Genomic DNA, 21,420 nt, shown 5'->3' with positions numbered 1-21,420 from the left:
TCGGGGCGGGCGGCTTTATATTAAAATATAAAATTTGTACTTAAAAATGTCGACTGATGATGTCCTACAATCTCGTTTAGAATTTCCTTATTGCTAGCTGTGTCTTTCGTAGCCACCGCCGATCGGATTGAGAATGAGCGCAATGCATCTTCGACGGACAGCGTCCCCTCTGCCGAATCCTTACGGCCCGTAAAGGGAAACGTATCTGGCCCTCGCTGGCATTGAGCGTTGATATTCACTCGGCTAACGAGGTTCACCAATGGGTCAATGAGTTGGGAAATTTTGGTGGTATCGGTACCAAAAATACTCGCCTGCATTCCGTGATCATCCGTAATCAGGTAGTCGATAAACTCTTCAACGTCGTCATACACAACCACCGGAATAACGGGTCCAAATTGCTCTTCCCGATACAGCTTCATGCCTTCTTTAACCGGATAAACAACCGCCGGTTTGAACAGGGAAGCCATGGTTTCTCCACCACCTTCATTCACGATCGATGCGCCACCGGCTGCTGCATCGGCAATAATGTCGGCCAGGTATTCAGGCTTAGTTGGTTCGGGTAGAGGAGTAATCTGGACTTTAGCGTCCCATGGCATGCCGGGTTTAAGCTTACTGACTTCGGGGCCAAACTGCTCCAGAAACTTATCGACAATGGAACGGTGTGCCCAAATAATTTTTATGGCAGTACAACGCTGTCCGTTAAATGACAAGGTTCCCAGCAGACACTCCTGTACGGCAATGTTGAGATCGGCATCGGGTAAGATGATAGCTGCATTCTTGGCATCAAGACTCATAATCGACCGAAGCCGGTTGAGTTTCGGGTGCTGACGTTGTAGTTCGTCGGCGACACGGCTAGAGCCTATGAGTGTCAGAACATTGACTTTCCCAGACTGCATAACCGGAGGAATCACATTGGCTCCCCGTCCATACAGCGAATTGACAACACCTTTTGGAAAACTGGTACGAAATGCTTCCAGCAGTGGATAATGAAGCAATGATCCATGTTTGGGTGTTTTGAACAGGATCGTGTTCCCCATCAGAATAGCCGGAATCAGCGTTGTGTACGTCTCATTGAGTGGGTAGTTAAATGGGCCCATAGCCAGCACAACTCCCAACGGCGACCGCCGGATTTGCCCAATGATTCCTTCTTCAATCCGAAACCGCGACGAGTTGCGGTCCATATTTTTAAGTGTATCGATCGTATCGTAAATATATTTCACCGTACGGTCGAACTCCTTGGTTGCATCGGCGAGATTCTTACCGATCTCCCACATAATCAGATTAATGACCAGCGTCCGCTGCTCCAGCATTTTCCCAATGAAGGTTTCCATACAGCCAATACGGCCAGCTACCGACATCTGGGGCCACTCGCCCCGACCATTATCGTAGGCAGCTACAGCAGCATTGAGGGCCTCCACGGCTTCAGTAGGGCCTGTTACAGGAAAACTACCAACAAGTTGACGCTGCAAGGTACCATCGGGTCCAGGCAAGCAAACGGGTGAATACACCTCCGAGACAGGACCATTCCAGGCACGCATTTCACCGTCAAGCAAATATTCACGCTGGTGAATGGGTTCGATGTGGTATTCGGCAGGAATCTGGTCCGCGCTAGTTGGGAAGAGTTCACTAAGTTTCGAATCGTTCATGGAAGGAAATGATTATTGAAAAGAAACGGTGGCAAACGTCGCCATTTGCCGGGCAAAATCCAATCCGGTTAAAAACAAATACGGTTTTATGTAGTACGAGCCACGATAAGGATTATGGGCCTAAACTAAGCCCAAACGCAACCAAGCGGAAAATTTCTGCGTACCGTAAAAAAAGGACAAGCACCTGAGTGCTCACTTTTCACGAACTCATTCTTAGTCAAAACTTCTCTTTTCCTCATGGCAAAACTTCTCGTTCTCCTCCTTTGTGTTGGTCTACATGTTCATGCTCAGGACAGCTCCTATGTCGTACAACCCTTTGCGACTGCCCCAGCAACTACGATTGATAATCAGCGATTAACTGCTTCGATCGATTCGTTGTCTGCACAGTCGCTTTTACCCCATAAAATGCTCTTTACTCAGCGGATTTTCTGGGGTCCCAATGGGCTGCTTCGGGTCATAAACGTAGCCCCGCTTACGCTGGAAGGACGAAAGAAAGAGGTTAAGATTCGCCAGTTCATGCTGATAAGCCACAAGGTTACAGGCTATGCTACGCTGGCGGGTTTTGTGGCGCAGGGTATTCTGGAGCTTAAGCTAAACAAAGCTACTGGTAGTGAGTACAATCAGTTACTCAATGCCCAGCAAACTGCTTTGACGATTACCAACATCGCGTACGGCACCACTGCGCTGCTTTCACTAACCGCTCCACCTAAATTGGCGGCCGATCAAAAAACACGAAGCGGGGTCAAGCTGCACAAGTATCTATCCATCATTCACCTGACAGGCTTTATCGCGACGAACATTCTGGCCAGTCAGGTAGCTCAGCATTCAGAACTGAGACCCTATCGTCAGGTCGCGGGTTTCACGACTTTAGCAGCCTTCGCTCCTGCACTTATTGCGCTTAAATTCTGATTTACAATAGAACACTGATTATGATGATCAATATGATTTCACCCTTAATCATCAGCGTTCTATTACAAATTACCGCAAATATCCTAGGCCAGTAAGCGGTGTGTACATCTATATCGAGTAGTAGACGACCAAAAGTATCGGCTGTGGTTAGGCCACTACACATTTATTTAGTGACATAAAGCCAGATAATTTGCACTGTATTTATGCAAATTATCTGGCTTTATGATTATTTAAAAAGCATCAAAACTGTAGATAACACTTGGCAATAAGCAGTTAACAGCTATATAGTAACCATCATAAAGCGATTTGCAAATCACGAAACGCTTACCACCTAGGTGCCATTCATTGTTGCATTATTACCCAGAATTAACCCAGATAAGGGTAATTTAGCCTCGCAAAAGACTTTACAATCCTGGACGTGCGTACTTAGTAAATAGGGGCCGTAACGCTCGAACCTAACTAGCCATTAATTAACCTAAATCATGCAGGCAACAACCGCACCTGGCAAATCGACGCCAGCGACTTTTACCGACAGCAAGTACCTCGTTACCCTCGTCTTTGTCACATCGCTTTTCATGTTTTGGGGTATCGCCATTACGATGGGCGATGTGTTGAACAAGCACTTTCAGCATGTTCTGAGCCTGACCAAGACGCAATCGGCCTTTGTCCAGTTTGCTATTTTTGGCGCTTATTTCGTTATGGGTATTCCGGCTGGCTTGTTCATGAAGCGGTTTGGTTATAAAAATGGCGTATTACTGGGACTGTCACTATTTGCAATCGGTGCGTTTTTGTTTGTCCCAGCGGCAGCTGCTGTTTCCTTTACCTATTTTGGTATTGCTCTTTTCATACTCGGCTGTGGCCTTTCTACACTCGAAACGGTTGCTCACCCATTTGTGGCTTCCCTTGGCGATCAGCGTACCAGTGATCAACGGATCAATTTTGCGCAGGCGTTCAATGCTTTAGGAGCCATTATCGGACCAGCCATCGGGTCGTATTTTCTGCTACGAAATAATACTGAAGGAAGTACAGATCTAACTTCCGTTAAGACCTTATACATTGCTATCGGCAGTGTAATCGCCACCATTGCTATTCTTTTTTCCTTCGTAAAAGTCCCTGCTTTAACAGACCCACACGCAGCGGTCGATCCAGAAGCAGCGAATGTCGACGTTGAGCCCGGAAAAACTCTTTTTCAACATACGCACTTTGTATGGGCGGTAATTGCTCAAACGTTTAATGTGGCTGCGCAAGGCGGAACCTGGGCATTCTTCATTAATTACGGCCACGAAAAAATGGGATTCTCCGACGCCACAGCGGGCAATTACATGGTCCTGTTTATGGGGCTAATGCTCGCCGGTCGTTTTGTGGGTACATTTCTGATGCGCATCATCGCTCCTCACACCTTACTGGCTATTTTTGCAGGTAGCAATATTCTGATGTGCCTCATCATTACACAAAGTTTGGGGTGGCCTTCCTTCATTGCGTTACTGATGCTCAATTTCTTTTTCAGCATCATGTTCCCAACCATTTTTAGTCTGGGCTTAAAAAATCTGGGATCGCACACGCAACAGGCAGCTTCATTTATTTCAATGGGTGTAGCTGGGGGGGCTGTTTTCCCATTTTTGATGGGTATGGCCGCCGAGAAAGATGTAGCCAATGCCTACTACCTGCCAATCATCTGCTACACGGTCATTTTCCTGTTCGGAGCTAAGTTTTACAAGGTGAAGTGAGTTCAAAATTATTATCCACTTTCACGGGTATTTCAGGCCTATTCCTGACTATTTCTCGTTGGAATCTAACGCCAGCACAAAACAGTTGATTTCTGTTTTGTGCTTATTTTACCGTAAAATATGTAAACGTTCTGCTGTAAGCAGACAACCGATAGTTTTATGCAAACTGAATTGACCCCTCTTGCGAATAGCCGCGTCGAACAGGAAACCGTTTTTGAAAGCCGATATGCCAACTCTCCCAACGAAGTGAAAGGCATGAACACGGATCAACTCCGCCAGAATTTTCTTATTGAAAATCTGTTCGTAGCGGATCAGTTTCGCTGGGTTTTGTCATTCTTCGATCGATATCTGACCGGTGGTGTTATGCCTATAGCAGAGCCCTTAACGCTGGAAGCACCCGATCAACTCAAAGCAGCCTACTTCCTGGAACGCCGTGAATTAGGGATCATCAACGTCGGTGGGCCGGGGCAAGTGGTAGCGAATGGCACACCTTATGATTTAGAATACAAAGAGGCTCTTTACATTGGCCAGGGAACGCAGAGTGTCCAGTTCAGCTCGCATGACGACGCCAACCCAGCCAAGTTTTATCTGAATTCTACCCCCGCCGGTCATAGTTACCCAACCCGAAAAATAGCACGGGCAGATGCCGAAGTTGTTGAGCTAGGCAGCATGGAAACCGCCAATCATCGGGTTATTAATAAGTTACTGGTCAATAGTGTTTTACCAACCTGCCAGCTGCAAATGGGTATGACAGAGCTGAAAGCCGGTAGCGTTTGGAACACTATGCCTGCGCATACACATGATCGGCGCATGGAAGTCTATTTCTATTTTGAAGTCCCGCAGGGACAAAGTGTCTGTCATTTTATGGGGCAACCGCAGGAAACCCGCCATGTATGGATGCAGAACGAACAAGCCGTTATTTCACCCAACTGGTCGATTCACTCCGGGGCCGGTACGTCGAACTATACCTTCATTTGGGGAATGGCCGGTGAAAACCTCGACTACGGTGATATGGATTTCTGTGCAATCAATGATTTAAAATAATACGAATGCAAACCTATTGGGGTGTCGACTTAGGCGGCACCAAGATTGAAGGCGTTATTTTATCCGCCCCCTCGCCCGATGCGGTCATTATCCGCAAACGCATTGACACCGAAGCCCATTACGGTTACGAACATATCGTCAATCAAATTGGGAAACTGATCGAGTTACTCAAAGCCGAAACAGGGCTCCAACCCGATAAAATAGGCTTTTGTACACCAGGAACCCTCGATCCCGAAACAGGTACGATGAAAAACTCGAACATGACCTGTATCAATGGGATGCCGTTCCCACAAGACCTTGCCCGTACCCTTGGCGTATCCGTTACCACGACCAACGATGCGAACTGCTTTGCTCTCTCCGAAGCCACAATGGGTATTGTGCAGGATGTCATCCCCGATTACCGGATGGTCTTTGGGGTTATTTTGGGGACGGGTGTTGGCGGAGGTGTCGTTTTCCGCGGCTACGACGGTATACCAGTCGTGCAGGCAGGTCGTCAGGGTATTGGGGGCGAATGGGGGCATAACATTCTGGAAGAAAACGGTTATCCCTGTTATTGCGGCAAACGGGGCTGTAATGAACAGGTTATCTCAGGCCCAGCTCTGCAACGGTTTTATCTCGAACAAAGTGGAGAAAGTCGAAATCTAAAAGAAATTCTTGATCGGTATTATCAGGGCGCAGATCCTTACGCAGCGGCTACTGTGGACCGGTTGCTAGAGTATTTTGCCCGTGCCATTTCTACCATTGTGAACATGCTCGATCCAGATGCCATTGTGTTGGGCGGTGGTGTCGGGAACATCGACTTGCTCTATACAGAAGGTGTTGAGCGAGCGAAAAAATATGCATTTAACGATGGGCGACTCAATACGCTATTTTTAAAACCTAAACTTGGTGACAGCGCCGGGGTCTTTGGCGCTGCCCTAATGGGTTAGTGTCTATCTAAAAACCAATTATACTAAATTCTGGTACAGATATAGCCACTTACACGCTCGTAAGTAGGCTTAGTTACCGAATAATAAAAATCGGTTTCTTATATAAGAAAAAGCAAATTTTTTGTTTAAACTTTGATAGAAAAACTATCCAAAAAGTTAAACAATGAATTTGGCATGGAACGTAGACTCAACCAAAATGATCCACAATTACTAGATTATTCAACAGAAGCCACGGTTCTGACTAACTGGCTCGAAGCGACTTCTACTTTCTATATTCATTATAACCAGCTAGCTCCCTTTGCGAGCAAAGAGTACACACAAAAGGATTTACATTCGTTCAAGCGGCCTATCCCTGTTAATCAATTAAGGTCATTGCTAAGTAAAATGAAGCATGAGTTGGCAAAGCTCCTGCTTGATTTGGATCTGACGCAAACACATAACCTAGCCTGTACAAAGGGTAAGTATAAACAGCTAATCGCTCATACCCGTATCCTGAATCGTTTGAATCAGGAGGCAGAGGCAATGAGTTTTTTAGCTCAGCCAATCAAAGGTTAGATGCTTTTTACAATTTATCGTCCATAGCAGATAGCTTCTCGAGCGCGAGGTATAATGCCTGGTTGCCCGACGAACCTTTGTCCATTGCCTGAATAGATACGTAGAGTTGTTTAACCAACGCCAGACCAGGTAAGGATAATTTCATGGCATCAGCTTCTTCAAGTGCAATGCGCAGGTCCTTCACAAAATTATCGACTGAAAATCCAGGTGAATAATCGCCTTTGACAATTTTCGGGGCCAACACATCCAGACTCCAGCAACCGGCTGCTCCTTTGGAGATTGACTCAAGCATTGTTGTCAGATTAAGCCCCGCTTTCAGGCCATAAATCAACCCTTCACAAACGCCAATCAAGGTACCGGCAATGGTAATCTGATTGCACATTTTGGTGTGTTGCCCCGAGCCAGATGGGCCCTGGAATACTATATTTTTTCCGAACGTCTCAAATAAAGGAAGGACTGAATCAGCGACCTGTTTATCGCCCCCAATCATAATGGACAACGTACCATTGATTGCTCCCACTTCACCGCCCGAAACGGGGGCATCGATAAATTGGACACCCTGCTTACCAGCCACCTCCGATATCTTTATGGCAAGACTTGGTTTCGTCGTTGTCATATCGATCAGAATGGTACCGGGTTTTACAGCGTTGATGATGCCTTCCTGTCCAAAATAACACTCCTCCACATCAGTTGGCGAACCAATGATGGTGACAACCACGTCAGAGTCAGCAGCAACCTCAGCGGGTGTGTCGAACCAGGTGCAACCTAAATCGATCAATTCCAATGCCTTACTTTTTGTCCGATTCTGGATATTGACCTTATAGCCTGCTTTTAACAGGTGCTTAACCATAGGCTTCCCCATAAGCCCGGTACCAATCCATCCGATTACTTTGTCTGTAGTCATTACGTTACTATTAAAAAATTACCAGCCTTTTGTATGATCTATATGATTTCCAAGATCATACTTTACTCATACAGATCATGAAAATCTGCGTTCTATTCGCGATTACTTCTTTGACTTTCTTAAGCAGCTAAACCCGTTGAGGGCAGTTGTAGGGTAAAAAAGCACAGCAGAAGGTCTGCCATGCTTTCCAAATCCAACCTATGATGTAAAACAATGTAATGGATAGAAGATTAGTGGTTGTACCCATACATACAAACTCAGTGCGTTTTCGCCGTCGTTTTCGATTTTCCAGCCACGGGTTGTGCTATAAATTCGATAAAATCGACGCGGGCCGTTTCGCTACCGTTGGCAATGCCAACTAGTTCAATTTCATCGCCTGTATTAATTTTTATACCAGGAATCGTTTTTCGTCTCCAGCAATCAACGTCTTCCGTTAGTTGCCAGGTTGCTTTTTGTTTACCGGCAACCGATACGGCCAAATTGGCTTGCCCGCCTTTTTCATCGGCATACGAAACCACAATATCATAAACACCCGATGGATTTGTAAAGGTTGATTTCGCCGTTCCTTTAGTGGTCGTCTGCACACAAGGTTCAATCAGGAACCTGTCGGCAGTATAGCCCGAGAGCGTCATAGTTTCGACCTCCATACCCGAAATTGGCGTAAATCCGGCAACACCCGCTTCGCTAAGCCCATTCCTGACAGCCCGTAATAAAGAATAAGGCGAGCCATCATAATGCTTGATACCAATTCCCTTAGCGCCCCCATCTACCGAAATTTTAATGCTTGATTTCACGATTTCAGGGGTTGTGAGCAAGCGGGTAGGAACACCTGGAATAATGGGCATATCATTTCCCATAAAATATTTCGTGGTAGCTATTCTGGATTTTCGATCTCCTTTCTGATAACCGTTTTGCTCCGTGTGGGTCGATAAGTGAACGGAGTTGATGTTGTTCTTCAGCTCTTCGAGTTGTAGGCCAGATGTTCGGTCGTTGAGGTCATTTAAGCGAAAATCAATCTTTGGATTTATCTCGTGTAGCTTATCGGTCACTAACTTATAGATTTCTGTCGTGGATGCTATCCGAAATTTGCGCCAGTTATCCAGCTGCGGTTGTGCATACGGATTGTCTTTTAGAACGGGGATGGCAGCCTCCATATCGAAGCCCATTGATTTGGCTTTCCGCTTGCAGGATTCACAGAAACAAGTGCCGCCTTTCACGGGATCATCGGATCGACTAAACAGCAACATACACGTCTGAACGTAGTCTACATCGTAATTTTTGGCCAGATCGCCGTAAAGAGCTACCAGGTATTCCCGCACATCCGGATGATTGGTACAGGGCCGCTCAACGGGGTTATTATTAATATCCCGTTGTTTAAATTCTTCATGTTGATTCAGGTATTCGACCGGAATATAGGTATGAGAAACTTCAGCTCCCGCCCGAAGACCACGTGCATGCGCTTTGTCCAGAACCAGCTTTAACCAATCGGTTTCATTGAGCCAGGCATACTTTGAAAACATCGGCTTAATCCGCCCGTACAGGCTCATTTGTGGCCGAAAATAAGCTCTGGAGTCTTCGGCATCCCATTCCCGACGAATCGGATTATGGTTAAATGTGAATGTCCCCGGCAGTTTATCATTGTTGAAAGGCCGGTGCTCCTGGTGCATAACCGCCAGCATATACACGGAATTTACACCGGCTATGCTGGTCATATTGTCGAGGATAAGGTCGATACCTTCATCGTGCACTTCCCAGGGGTAAATACTCCCGGTAACTTCGAAATTTGGAGCAGGTACATTAGAACGCTGTATTACCTGTGCATTTACGTTTGCGATACACAGCAATGCAAAGGCTGTCAGAAGACCTTCTTTGCCGAAAAAGAATCGTTTCATCGCGCTTAATTGAGTTAAGAGGAAAATATCAGCTTACCAAGTTTGGGGTTTGAGGCTTCTTCTTCGTCATGACAACAATGGTTGAAGCCAGAGCAACTAATAGAATGGCTAACCCAAGAAGGTACACATACCCCCGCGATGCATCTGGGGTGGCAACGATCTTCGTACTATTGAGCATCTCATACACCGGAATGATCCATTTGACAGCATAAGCCTGCGCCAGCGTGATAACACAGATGACACTCAGCATGATAAAACTGTGTTTCACCGTAAAACGAAAGAGTTCGGATTCTTTCCCGACTAAATCGCCAGCCGCGGCAGCTACCGCGATCGACTGTGGCGAAATCATTTTACCAACTACTCCACCCGATACGTTAGCAGCAACCGTCACCACCGGGTCGACACCGATAGAGGCTGCTGTAGCGTATTGAAGTTTGCTGAACAGCGCGTTAGCCGATGTATCGGAGCCCGTAATGAAAACGCCTAGCCAACCCAAAACCGGGGCAAAGAATGGGAATAAAAAGCCCGTGTTAGCCAGCACAGCCGCCAGCGTGAGCGTAATGCCGGAATCATTCACGATGTAAGCGAATCCCAGTACAGCAGCTATCGTCAGAATCGGAAACTTCAACTGATTGACCGTAGCGGCAAATACCTGCGCTCCTTCACGATACGTTAGTCCGATAAGCGGAATAGCGATGAGGTCAGCAATGAGTATGGCCGTTCCTGCAGCTGATAAATAATTGACTTTGAATAGTTTAGGCAACAAAACACCCTCTTTATCCTGAATGGCATTATGTAGACCCGGTACTTCGAACTGAAACATGCCGATTGAGTTGAGCACGTCCTTGATGGGTTGCATGCCCCAGGCAATAACCATAATCGTCAGCACCATAAACGGCGACCAGGCCCGCAGCATTTGCCCATTCGTATACCTGATGTTAGTATTGACAGTAGGGGCTGGCTCGTTGGCAAATCGCCACACCACTTTTGGCTTCCAGAATCGCAGGAAAACCATCAGGCAGACAATTGAACCCAGTCCCGCAATTACGTCGGGGAGAGAGGGGCCTAAATAGTTAGAGGAGAACCATTGCAGAAAGGCAAACGAGATGCCCGACACCAGCACAGCCGGTAAAACCTCCTGCGCCTTTTTAAAGCCAGAAATAATCGTTACCAAATAAAACGGCAGTAATATCGACAGTAGCGGCAACGTGCGTCCTACCATTTGCGAGATAGGCAACTCTGGAATTCCTGACACCTGTGAAGCTACCGTAATGGGAATGCCGATTGAGCCAAATGCAACGGGAGCTGTATTGGCAATCAGGCAAATTCCCGACGCATAGAGTGGGTTGAATCCTAAGCCAACCAACATGGCGGCTGTGATGGCAACCGGTGCACCAAAACCTGCCGTACCTTCCAGAAACGAGCCAAACGAAAAGGCAATTAGCAGCGCCTGCAATCGTCGGTCGGAAGTGATGGACGCCATGAAGTGCTTAATAATCTCAAATTGACCGCTTTTAACGGTTAGGTTGAAAAGAAAGACAGACATGGTCACCAGCCAGCAGATCGGGAAAATGCCATATAAAGCGCCATGCCCAATGGAGATGACGGCCAGTTTTACAGGCATGCCGTACACAAGAATCGCAATGAGTGTGGCAATGACAATAGCAATCAGGCTGGCTTGGTAGCCCTTCATTTTTTTGATGATCAATGCCCAGAAAATAAAGAGAATGGGCACTGCCGCAATCAGTACGGACAACGCTATATTATTCAATGGGTCAATAACCTGCGTCCATTTCATAGGATTAACTGCATTTAGGTATTCACTAATAAGTAGGTTCAGTTTTTCAACATGGGGCCGTTCGTCGTTACAGCACTGAGAACACAAAGCAACAAGACATTGATTGCTAACTATTTAACCTCTGTATTCTCTGCGTCTTTATGTTAAAAAACTCAGTTTTGCATCGCCCACTTCTTATCGGTCTTCTCACCCATATCCAATACCAGCGTGCCCCCGTTCATCAATTCATCATGCGAAAACGAAAGTGATGTCAACGGTTTGCCATTCATGGTTGCCGATTGGATGTATTTGTTTCGGCGCGACGACTTGGGGGCCAGCAAGGTAAATTTCTTGCCGTTGGGCAAATCAATGCTCACTTTGGTGAACAGTGGACTGGTAATGCTGTAGCGGGGAATGCCGGGTGTAATAGGATAGAAACCCATAGCTGAAAAGACCACGAATGAAGACATTGACCCACCATCCTCATCACCAGGAACACCGAAGATGTTGTCCTGAAACCAGGTATCGAGCAGGAGTCGGGTGTATTTCTGAGTTTTCCACGGTGAGTTGGTATAATTAAAAATGTAGGGAATAAAGAAAGTCACCTGATTGCCCATCGCAAATTGACCGATCATACCCGTCTGGTTGGGCCATTTCTCCCAGAAAACGGGCTTACTGCGATCGAGTCCTTCCCGGAAAAGCTGGTCGAGTTTCTGCTCCATTTTATCCGCTCCACCCATCAACTCTCTCAGCCCTTTGAAATCCTGCTGAACATTCCACATATAACTCCAGCCGTTGTTTTCATTGTAGTAATCAAACCCGTTGTGGCCACCGTCAAATTTGGGATCAATATTGATCCAATCGCCTTTAGCGTCTTTGGGCATAAAGAAGCCCGTTTTTTCCTGCCAAACGTTCTTATAGTTTTGCGCCCGGGGTGCATACTTTTTATACACATCCTGATTACCCAATTCCTTACCAAGTTCACTCAACGCCCAGCTATCATAGGCATCACCTAAAGTTATAGCCACCGACGACCGTTTCTGACCAGACTTTTGTGAGGCAAAGGCATCGGTTTCTGCCTCACCAGGATGGAGTGCTGGATAATATCCTTTTTTGTAATAAAACTCTTCAAGGTCACCTTTTGGTCCATTTCTGAAGGGGAGCATGGTTGCCTGTTCAGCGTTTTTGAGCATGCCTTCAAAGGCCGTTTTGACATCGAAATTTCGAATCCCTTTTCGATACGCATCCAGAAACATCACTGATGATTTGAACCCAAACATCCCTGGGCGATCACCAAAAGGTCTCGGATACTCAGGCATCCAGCCACTTTGCTGGTACATGGTCACGTACGACTGAAGCATATCGGCTTCCCGTTTTGGGTCGAGAATTGAGCGTAAAGGGTGTAGGGCCAGGTAGTTGCCCCAGGTATAGTCATCGTTGTAGAAAGGGCGAGTGGCGTCATGCACCTGCTTATCGGCACCACTGAAATATTTCCCATTCTCCGAAAAGTCAATCATTCGGACGTAACAGCGATAGAGAGCGGTGTAAAAACTGCGCTTCTGAGCCTCAGTGCCCCCTTCTACTTTTATCTGACCAATCGTTTTTTCCCAGGCAGCTTTGCCCTTCGCTTTAAGCTGATCGAACGTAACGCCGGTTAGCTCTTTGTCAAAATTCTTCTTCGCTTGTTCGGGGCTGACAAACGAAACAGCGTAGCGGAATTCAACAATGGGACTATCGCTTTCGCCGTAGCTGGCAAAGGCCCGTTCGCCAGCCATTTTCTTAGGCTTTTCCGGCACTCCACTAACCGTGTATTTCCCCCAGTCTTTTTCGCCGTCTTTCTTACCTGTTTGTGGCTTTCCCGTAAAAACGCCATAGAGATAAGCCATTCCTTTTTGGTCATGGATGGCATCGACAACGAACTCTGTACCAATGAGTTTATTGCCATCCTGGAGTTCATATTTTCCGTTTGCATAGTAATGCGATAACAGGAGGTTCTTTTTGACACCAGCTGGAAAAGTAAATCGGTAGATACCCGTTTTTGCACCTGCTGTATATTCCGTCAGAATATCATCGTCCGTCAATTTCACCGAGTAGTACCAAGGCTGAGTTACTTCCAGATCATGATCGTAGGTCAGACGACTATACCAGGCGGTATCCGCTACGTTTCCGACAGACGGTTTTATGGCAAAAATCATCTGGGGTGTAATGATATTCTGGCACAGCATCGGGAAGTCGGTGATCTGCATATCCAGATGATCCTGCCGATGCGGAAACACGCGCACCATCTGATTGGGCAGATGGACAATAGGCCGATTGGTGTTCAATAAAGGCGCTACGTTTCCAATGGTTGGGTCGATGTAATTAATGCCTGTACTGCTTACTTTAGTTGTTTGGGCTAAGCTGAGTTGGCCCAAGCTGGAAGCAACAATCAGGGTGGTTAAAACTAGTTTCCTTAACTTATCGTGGAGCATTGTTCGATTTATTTTGAAATTGAACGAGTCAGGTTAAATGCAAGCCATTTCTGTCATCTCGACGAAAGGAGAGATCTTAAGCTTGACTAATTAGGAAGTTCGAGATCTCTCCTTTCGTCGAGATGACAGAAAAATAGTTTGGTTTTCAATACGTTATTCCCCACTTCTTATCGGTCTTCTCGCCCATATCCAGTACCAGCGTGCCGCCATTCATCAACTCATCGTGCGAAAACGAAAGTGAGGTCAACGGTTTGCCATTCATGGTTGCCGATTGGATGTACTTGTTTCGGCGCGACGACTTGGGAGCCAGCAAGGTAAATTTCTTGCCATTCGGCAAATCAATGCTCACTTTGGTAAACAGAGGGCTCGTAATGCTATAGCGGGGTAATCCGGGTGTGGTTGGGTAAAAACCCATGGCCGAGAAGACTACGAATGAAGACATTGACCCGCCATCTTCATCACCAGGAACACCGAAGATGGTATCCTGGAACCAGGTATCGAGCAGGAGTCGGGTGTATTTCTGAGTTTTCCAGGGCGAATTGGTGTAATTGAACAGGTAGGGAATGAAGAAGGTTACCTGATTACCCATCGCAAACTGGCCGATCATACCCGTCTGATCGGGAAATTTTTCCCAGAAAACAGGCTTACTACGATCGAGACCTTCCCGGAAAAGCTGGTCGAGGTTTTGTTCCAGTTTGTCTGGCCCACCCATTAACTCGGTAAAGCCCTTGATATCCTGCTGAACATTCCAGCGATAACTCCAGCCGTTGTTTTCATTGTAATAGTCATTACCGGCGTGGCCACCATCAAACTTGGGGTCGATTTCAATCCAGTTGCCATTTGCGTCTTTTGGTATGAAAAAACCGGTTTTAGCATGCCAGACGTTCTTATAGTTCTGCGCCCGTGGAGCATATTTTTTATACACATCCTGATTGCCCAGTTCCTTTCCGAATTCGCTCAACGCCCAGCTATCGTAGCTGTTTCCCAACGTAATAGCAACAGCCGACCGACGTTGACCGTTGCCGTGGAGTTTAGCAACGGAGTCGGTTTCTGCTTCGCCGGGGCGGAGTGCAGGATAATAACCTTTTGCGTAGTAGAAATCATCTAAGGCTCCTTTCGGATCGTTCCGGTGCGGCAGCATGGTTCGTTTATCGGCGCTTTTCACCATGCCCTCCAATGCCGTTTTGGTATCAAAATTCCGGATTCCTTTGCGATAAGCATCCAGAAATACCACCATGGATTTGAACCCGAACATCCCCGCCCGATCACCAAAGAATTTTGGATATTCGGGTATCCAGCCGCTTTCCTGATACATACGCACATACGTCTGTAGAATGTCGGCTTCGCGTTTTGGATCGAGGATTGAGCGCAACGGGTGCAACGCCAGGTAGTTGCCCCAGGTGTAATCATCCGTGTAGAATGATCGGTTGTCCTCATGCACCTTCTTGTCGTAGCCACTGAAGTATTTCCCTTCTTCCGACATATCGACCATGCGAGCGTAACAGCGATAGAGAGCCGTATAGAAACTCCGTTTCTGGGCATCGGTCCCTCCTTCCACCTGCACTTGTCCAATTGTTTTTTCCCAGGCAGCTTTGCCTTTTTCTTTAAGCTGATCGAACGTAACGCCGGTTAGTTCTTTGTCAAAATTCTTCTTTGCCTGTTCAGGACTAATGAATGAAATAGCGTAGCGGAATTCCTGCACCGGCGCATCAGATTCGGCGTAGCTAAAGTATGCCCGTTCGCCATCTACTTTTTTATGTTTTTGTGGAGGCCCGAGAACTGTATAGCGACCCCAATCTTTCTCCCCCTGCTTTTTTCCACTTTCGGGCTTGCCAGAGACCTTTCCATACAAATAAGCCATGCCTTTCTGCTGGTGATTCGCATCATCTACGAATTCAACTCCAGTTAGGGTATTGCCATCAGTCAAGTCATACTTTCCTTTTGCGTAATAATGCGACAACAGCAGGTTTTTCTTTGTGCCGGTCGGGAAAGTAAATCGGTAAATACCCGTTTTTTCTCCAGCCGTGTATTCGGTCAGTATATCATCATCCGTCAGCTTCACCGAATAGTACCAGGGTTGGGTAACTTCCAGGTCATGATCGTAGGTCAACCGCCGGTACCAGCCTGTATCGGCTAACGCACCCGCATAGGGCTTGATCGCGAAAATTACCTGTGGTGTAATGATATTCAGGGACGACATCGGGAAGTCGGTAATCTGCATATCCAGATGATCCTGCCGTTTGGGGAACATCCGCACCATCTGATTGGGCAACTGAACAATGGGCCGATTGGTATTGTAGAAAGGCGCCACATTCCCAATGGTCGGATCAATGTAGTTTATGCCAGTTGTTGACGTAGCGGGCAGAGACTTCTTTTTTTGTTGAGCATAGCCAATTTGAATTCCTGTTAGAGAAAGAAGGATTGACAGGGTGAATATGGTCTTGATTCTAAAGCTCATGAGTAGGTTCAATTTTTAGTAGCCCCTCTCCCGTTCTGGGAGAGGGGTTGGGGTGAGGGTAACTACAGAATTAGCCGCTTTTCCCTCACCCCCGGCCCCTCCCGCAACGGCGGACCGCCCAAAACGGGAGAGGGGAGAGTAACATGATGCACTAATTAATTATACCCCGGATTCTGTGGTAAAACAGCCGGGTTATTAATGATTTGAATTTCGACTAATGGAATTGGAAAAATACCGTTAAACGCCTTAAAACCAAGTGGTCCCATCACCGTCGTTAACCGATCGGTTCTAGCCAGATCAAACCAGCGGACTCCTTCCATCGACAATTCGTATACCCGCTCATCATATATCTTCGTACGTAATTCATCTTTTGTCATTGTCGTATACGCAGGCATTTTTGCGCGGGTACGTACCTGATTCAGGTAGGTAAGCGCCAGATCGGTTTTGCCGTTTTCGTTCAGGGCTTCAGCATACATTAATAAGACATCGGCATAACGGATTACCTTCCAGTTTACTTTACTGTCGTTCAGGGAGTTGGTAATAGCCAGGTATTTTTTGGTAAAGGTTGCAATTTGCAGGAAACCCTGAAAAACGCCGTTGTTATCGGTGTATCCTTTCGCTACGGTCACATCCCGTCTTGGATCAGCGGGGTCAAAGGAATCAAACAGAGCAAGGGTTGGGGTATTTTGTTCGCCTGCTCCCCCCTTAATACCATAGAAGGTTTCTGCTAACGAGTTGGCTGATTTTGGCAAAAACTTATTCGAAAACCCACTTCCTGCCCCCAGGTTACCATCCTGGTATTCGATATCAAATACGTACTCACTGTGGTGCTCATCTTTGGTGTAATCGAACAGGTCTTTGTAGTTGGGCAGAAGCGAATAACCCAGAGTTGTCACTTCCTGAAATTTAGCTTCTGCTTTTACAAAATCCTTCCGTGTCATATACACCCGTCCCAGAATCGCTTTTGCCGCTCCTTTCGTTGCCCGGCCTACATCAACTCCCGTGTATTTCGCAGGGAGCTTCGCTTCTGCTTCTAATAAGTCTTTGATAATAAGATCGTCGTAAATCTTATCTACCTTCTCACGCGTTTTGGTGTAGCCTTCCTCAATCGTTGTTGGTTTGGTGTTTAGAGGCACATCGCCATAGATGCGCACCAGATCAAAGTACGCAAAAGCCCGCAAAAACTTCGCTTCGCCAATGTGTCTGTCTTTATTGGTGACGACAGCCGGATCGGCGGATTCTATTTTCGATAGAATAAGATTAGCCCGGCTAATGGCGCTATAATAATTCCGCCAGCTGGATATCATCAGGGCCGCATCGCTGTTCATGTTGAACTTATCCACCGAAATCAGAAAGGCATCGTTCCCAAGTGCGTGCCACGAATCATCGGCGCGCAAATCGCCAAAGATCCAGAAATCCTGGTACTGATTGCGGAGCATGCTGTATACACCAACCACCGCGTCCTGAAAATCTTTATCGGTTTTGTAAACAGCGTCAACACTTACGGTAGATATCGGATTCAATTCAATAAAGTCCTTCTGGCACGACATGGTAAGCATGGATACGAAGAGGACAAGGCAGGCTATTTTTTTCATGTTCGTAGTTTTTACGGAGTGCCTTTATTAAAATCCTACATTTAAACCGATGAGTAAGCTTTTGGGCAACGGGTAGTCGTTAGCCTCAACGCCCGGCGTTAATGGATTATCCGTCGTACTGACATCAGGGTTAAACGCCGTGTTTTTCGTGATTATGAACGGGTTCGTTGCGTTTACATAGACCCGGAGTGACCCAAGTCCAAGTTTTTGCACAATGTTTCCTGGCAATACGTAGGCTAGTGAAATGTTATTTACCCGCAGGTAGGTGCCTGTATCCAGAAACAATTGACTTGGCAGACGAACACCACCGGTAGGCGTATCGTTTGGTCTTGGGGTCTTTCCATCACCAGGGTCCTGTTCCGATTTCCAGTAATTGTTGCTGAATGCATAGCCTCTCACACGAGCCCGTCCGCTATTGCCTCCGCCCCGAGACGTATTATACACCATACTCCCCTGCGAGCCCTGAAGTGTAAAGCTCAAGCTGATATTTTTATAGCTAACACGGTTTGTCATGCCATAATAAAAATCAGGATAGGGCGATCCCATGATCGTTTTATCCGCATTCGTAATGACGCCATCGCCATTGATATCCACGAATCGGATATCGCCAACGTGCGAACGGTCGCTGCCAGTTGGATTATAAAACGGCCCTTTATCCAGTTCTGCCTGGGTTTTAAAGATGCCATCCGTCAACCACCCGTAAAACATACCAATTGGCTGCCCAATCTGGGTAACGTTGTTGCCCGAGTAAATAGGATCGCCCTGTGGGCCTAATTTCACGACTTTATTGCGGTAGGTAGAGAGGTTAAAATCTGTTGACCATTTAATTTTCCGGTCAACGTTTACGGTACTTAAAACAAATTCCCAGCCCGTGTTTTTCACTTCTCCAATGTTCTGTAAAGCTGTACTAAAGCCAGTATTATTCGGGATATTTACATTTAACAGCAGGTTGGTATTCTTCGATTGAAAATGGTCGATCGAGCCGCTAATCCGGTTATTGAAGAAACTGGCATCGACACCAAAATTTATGGATGTTTGCGTTTCCCAGGTTAACGACGGATTGCCAATTCGTCCGGGTGCAATGGCAGTGGCAACCGAGTTCCCAAGTCCGTAATTTTCATAGGTAATGGTGCCATACTGGTCATAATTGCCAATATTATTATTTCCTGTTACCCCGTAACTGGTTCGTAGTTTTAGTTCATTGAGGCTCCGTACGTTTTTCAGGAAATTTTCATCCGAAATACGCCAGGCCAGCGCTACCGATGGGAATAAACCATATTTATTTTGAGCACCAAAGCGGGACGATCCATCGGTACGAATGGATGTAGTTACGTAGTATTTACTGTTGTAATTGTAATTCACCCTTGCCAGATACGATAGCAAAGACCACTCATAAATGCTTGATGTACCGTTGGTGATGAGTCCACCCACCGCACTTAATGTAGGCACTAGATTATTAGGAAACTTATTGCTGCTCAGCAAATTAGACTCACCATGTTCTTTCTGAACTGTGTAACCCGCCAGGGCCGCAAATGAATGCTTGTTAAAACTTTTCGTGTAATTCAGTGTGTACTCCGTAAGCCAGTTCGTCGTCAGAGAGGAATTATCAGTTCCTAACGCTAACTCATTGGCGAAGTAAACACGCTGAGGTCTGAAATACATGCCCTTCCCACTGATGAGGCTCCCTCCTATCAGAACGTTGAACTTTAGTCCGTCCATAATTTGATAGTCGAGGTTGATATTACCCAGCAGGCGAAGCCCTTTTTGGGACGTAATTGTTTCCTGAGCAACGGCCAACGGGTTATAGATATCAGCCATATCGGCCAGACCTGCGTAATTGAAATAATTGCCATTAGCATCCAGCAACGGGCGGAAATTGTGAATTTGTAACGTAGAAGCTACAATGCCTAACGTACTGGCCGTACCACCACTAACGCCCGTTGATGGAAGCGAACGTTGATCTGTATACGACGGATTGAAATTTAGTTTTAGAGACAGCCTTTTTGACAGCTGGGCGTCAATATTGGTCCGAAGCGAATACCGTTTGAAACCACTATTTATGATAATCCCATCCTGGTTGAAATACTCACCACTGACCGCATACCGTACATTTTCGGAACCACCCGTTGCCGACAGCTGAATCTGACGCTGGGGTGCGGTAACCAGTACCTTATCCAGCGAATTTTCATCGGTTGTGTTTCGTCCTTCCAGCACATCCATAATAATAGTGGGAACTGGTGTAAACCAGGCGGTTGCAGGCCCTGTCACATCTTTACCAGCGTCCAGATTCTTATTTCGCATGCCATCATAAAAAAACTGAGCCTGTTGAAGCGAGTTCTTCATAATGGGCACTTTCGACACTTTCTGCCAGCCATAATACGTATCGAGTGTAATGGCTGCTTTGCCCGACTTTCCCCGTTTGGTGTTGATAATCACAACCCCGTTTGAGCCCCGAGATCCGTAGATTGCCGTTGCAGAAGCATCTTTCAGTATATCCAGAGTTTCGATATCATTCGGGTTTAAGGTCTGAATGTTATCGGTCGGAAAACCATCGACGACGTAGAGAGGACCAGCGCCCGCCGAGATACTACCGATTCCTCGTACCCGAATTTGCGGGGCAGCACCTGGCTCACCCGAAACAGCTTTCACCTGAACGCCCGCTACCCGACCCGCCAACCCCTGCTCAATACGGGTCACACCCAAATCCTTTACCTCTTTGCTGCTTATTACGCCAACGGAGCCCGTCAAATCTTTCTTTTTGACTGCTCCATAGCCCACAACGACGATCTCATCGAGGGTTTTATTATCTATTTTAAGCGTAACATCGACAACAGTGCGATTACCAATGGCCACTTCCAGAGGCAGGTAGCCTACAAAACTAAAGATGAGTATAGCCGACGTATTCGGTACATCCAGTTTATACTTACCGTCTGCGTCGCTGGTCGTTCCTTTTTGAGTGCCTTTTACCACAATGCTCACACCGGGTAAATTCTCGCCTTTTTCGTCTGTTACGGTCCCCTGTATCGTTGTCTCGGCCAGTGCAGGAACATGCATATCCAGCGAACTATAGGCCGGTAGCGTAGTTCGGTTAAGGGGTGCTGTCGACAGAATTCCCGTGGTCTCCGAAGCGTTTGGCAGAACTTGGTTGACCGTAGTTTGAGCCTTCCTGCTTTTCACAATCACATAAACGCCTTCTCTTATTTTTTTAAAGCGAAGATCATATGGATGAAGCACCTTCGTTAAATTCTCTTCCAGCGTCGCCGTTGTCTCAATAACGGATGCGTTCACCGGTTGATTGACGAGCCGATCCTCAAAAAGGATATCGACATGGTAACGGGCTTTGAACTGAATTAGAACCTCACGTAATGAAAGCGTTGTGGCAGCAGGTACGGTTTGGGTACCCGTTGTGGTCATTTTTGAGCTAGCCAGCAGTTGGGCGGGTGCCTGATAGCATACAAACAGAAAAAAGCTGTGTAGCAACGTTTTTCGAGTTACCCGTAAAAAGTATCTCAT

13 protein-coding genes are annotated in these 21,420 nt (G+C 46.6%); 5 read left to right on the top strand and 8 right to left on the bottom strand.

Going from position 1 to position 21,420, the window contains the following annotated elements; genetic code table 11:
* Positions 1-20: 20 nt before the first annotated feature.
* On the bottom strand, positions 21-1,646 hold the full coding sequence (locus tag GO755_RS00960; protein ID WP_157582698.1) for an NADP-dependent glyceraldehyde-3-phosphate dehydrogenase: 1,626 nt from the start codon (positions 1,644-1,646) through the stop codon (positions 21-23).
* 237 nt (positions 1,647-1,883) lie between these two features.
* Between GO755_RS00960 and GO755_RS00955 the strand changes: the two genes are divergently transcribed.
* The 5 genes from GO755_RS00955 (at position 1,884) to GO755_RS00935 (ending at position 6,810) form a co-directional block, all read left to right on the top strand.
* Positions 1,884-2,555 carry a hypothetical protein gene (locus GO755_RS00955; RefSeq protein ID WP_157582697.1) on the top strand — a complete coding sequence of 224 codons (672 nt, stop codon included), beginning with the start codon at positions 1,884-1,886 and terminating at the stop codon, positions 2,553-2,555.
* 482 nt (positions 2,556-3,037) lie between these two features.
* On the top strand, positions 3,038-4,282 hold the full coding sequence (fucP, locus tag GO755_RS00950; RefSeq protein ID WP_157582696.1) for an L-fucose:H+ symporter permease: 1,245 nt from the start codon (positions 3,038-3,040) through the stop codon (positions 4,280-4,282).
* A gap of 159 nt (positions 4,283-4,441) precedes the next feature.
* A complete protein-coding gene (kduI, locus tag GO755_RS00945) occupies positions 4,442-5,326 on the top strand; it encodes a 5-dehydro-4-deoxy-D-glucuronate isomerase (RefSeq protein WP_157582695.1) in 885 nt (294 codons plus the stop codon).
* Between the two features lie 5 nt (positions 5,327-5,331).
* The gene (locus GO755_RS00940; protein ID WP_157582694.1) at positions 5,332-6,255 is read left to right on the top strand and encodes an ROK family protein; all 924 of its coding nucleotides are present in this window, start codon (positions 5,332-5,334) and stop codon (positions 6,253-6,255) included.
* Positions 6,256-6,429: 174 nt separating this feature from the next.
* A complete protein-coding gene (locus tag GO755_RS00935) occupies positions 6,430-6,810 on the top strand; it encodes a hypothetical protein (protein WP_157582693.1) in 381 nt (126 codons plus the stop codon).
* A gap of 7 nt (positions 6,811-6,817) precedes the next feature.
* Here GO755_RS00935 and GO755_RS00930 read toward each other — a convergent pair whose 3' ends face one another.
* The 7 genes from GO755_RS00930 to GO755_RS00900 all read right to left on the bottom strand — a co-directional run bounded on the left by GO755_RS00930 (position 6,818) and on the right by GO755_RS00900 (position 21,420).
* Entirely contained in the window at positions 6,818-7,714 is an 897-nt protein-coding gene (locus tag GO755_RS00930) for an NAD(P)-dependent oxidoreductase (RefSeq protein ID WP_157582692.1), read from the bottom strand.
* A gap of 257 nt (positions 7,715-7,971) precedes the next feature.
* Entirely contained in the window at positions 7,972-9,606 is a 1,635-nt protein-coding gene (locus tag GO755_RS00925; RefSeq protein ID WP_157582691.1) for a hypothetical protein, read from the bottom strand.
* A 28-nt stretch (positions 9,607-9,634) separates the two neighbouring features.
* Positions 9,635-11,404 (bottom strand): L-lactate permease, encoded by a 1,770-nt coding sequence (locus GO755_RS00920; protein ID WP_157582690.1) that lies wholly within the window; start codon positions 11,402-11,404, stop codon positions 9,635-9,637.
* Between the two features lie 152 nt (positions 11,405-11,556).
* Positions 11,557-13,854: a GH92 family glycosyl hydrolase gene (locus GO755_RS00915; protein WP_157582689.1), complete on the bottom strand. Its 2,298-nt coding sequence runs from the start codon at positions 13,852-13,854 to the stop codon at positions 11,557-11,559.
* A 145-nt stretch (positions 13,855-13,999) separates the two neighbouring features.
* Positions 14,000-16,312 carry a GH92 family glycosyl hydrolase gene (locus GO755_RS00910; RefSeq protein WP_157582688.1) on the bottom strand — a complete coding sequence of 771 codons (2,313 nt, stop codon included), beginning with the start codon at positions 16,310-16,312 and terminating at the stop codon, positions 14,000-14,002.
* 155 nt (positions 16,313-16,467) lie between these two features.
* Positions 16,468-17,907 (bottom strand): RagB/SusD family nutrient uptake outer membrane protein, encoded by a 1,440-nt coding sequence (locus GO755_RS00905; protein WP_157582687.1) that lies wholly within the window; start codon positions 17,905-17,907, stop codon positions 16,468-16,470.
* A gap of 27 nt (positions 17,908-17,934) precedes the next feature.
* The gene (locus GO755_RS00900; protein WP_227686823.1) at positions 17,935-21,420 is read right to left on the bottom strand and encodes a SusC/RagA family TonB-linked outer membrane protein; all 3,486 of its coding nucleotides are present in this window, start codon (positions 21,418-21,420) and stop codon (positions 17,935-17,937) included.

This window comes from Spirosoma arboris (assembly GCF_009754945.1).
Lineage (GTDB): Bacteria > Bacteroidota > Bacteroidia > Cytophagales > Spirosomataceae > Spirosoma > Spirosoma arboris.
This window is presented reverse-complemented; position numbering and strand designations above follow the sequence as displayed.

Coding starts and splice junctions, on each gene's coding strand:
- GO755_RS00960 (WP_157582698.1), bottom strand. CDS start 1,646: ATGAACGATTCGAAACTTAGTGAACTCTTCCCAACTAGCGCGGACCAG.
- GO755_RS00955 (WP_157582697.1), top strand. CDS start 1,884: ATGGCAAAACTTCTCGTTCTCCTCCTTTGTGTTGGTCTACATGTTCAT.
- fucP (WP_157582696.1), top strand. CDS start 3,038: ATGCAGGCAACAACCGCACCTGGCAAATCGACGCCAGCGACTTTTACC.
- kduI (WP_157582695.1), top strand. CDS start 4,442: ATGCAAACTGAATTGACCCCTCTTGCGAATAGCCGCGTCGAACAGGAA.
- GO755_RS00940 (WP_157582694.1), top strand. CDS start 5,332: ATGCAAACCTATTGGGGTGTCGACTTAGGCGGCACCAAGATTGAAGGC.
- GO755_RS00935 (WP_157582693.1), top strand. CDS start 6,430: ATGGAACGTAGACTCAACCAAAATGATCCACAATTACTAGATTATTCA.
- GO755_RS00930 (WP_157582692.1), bottom strand. CDS start 7,714: ATGACTACAGACAAAGTAATCGGATGGATTGGTACCGGGCTTATGGGG.
- GO755_RS00925 (WP_157582691.1), bottom strand. CDS start 9,606: ATGAAACGATTCTTTTTCGGCAAAGAAGGTCTTCTGACAGCCTTTGCA.
- GO755_RS00920 (WP_157582690.1), bottom strand. CDS start 11,404: ATGAAATGGACGCAGGTTATTGACCCATTGAATAATATAGCGTTGTCC.
- GO755_RS00915 (WP_157582689.1), bottom strand. CDS start 13,854: ATGCTCCACGATAAGTTAAGGAAACTAGTTTTAACCACCCTGATTGTT.
- GO755_RS00910 (WP_157582688.1), bottom strand. CDS start 16,312: ATGAGCTTTAGAATCAAGACCATATTCACCCTGTCAATCCTTCTTTCT.
- GO755_RS00905 (WP_157582687.1), bottom strand. CDS start 17,907: ATGAAAAAAATAGCCTGCCTTGTCCTCTTCGTATCCATGCTTACCATG.
- GO755_RS00900 (WP_227686823.1), bottom strand. CDS start 21,420: ATGAGATACTTTTTACGGGTAACTCGAAAAACGTTGCTACACAGCTTT.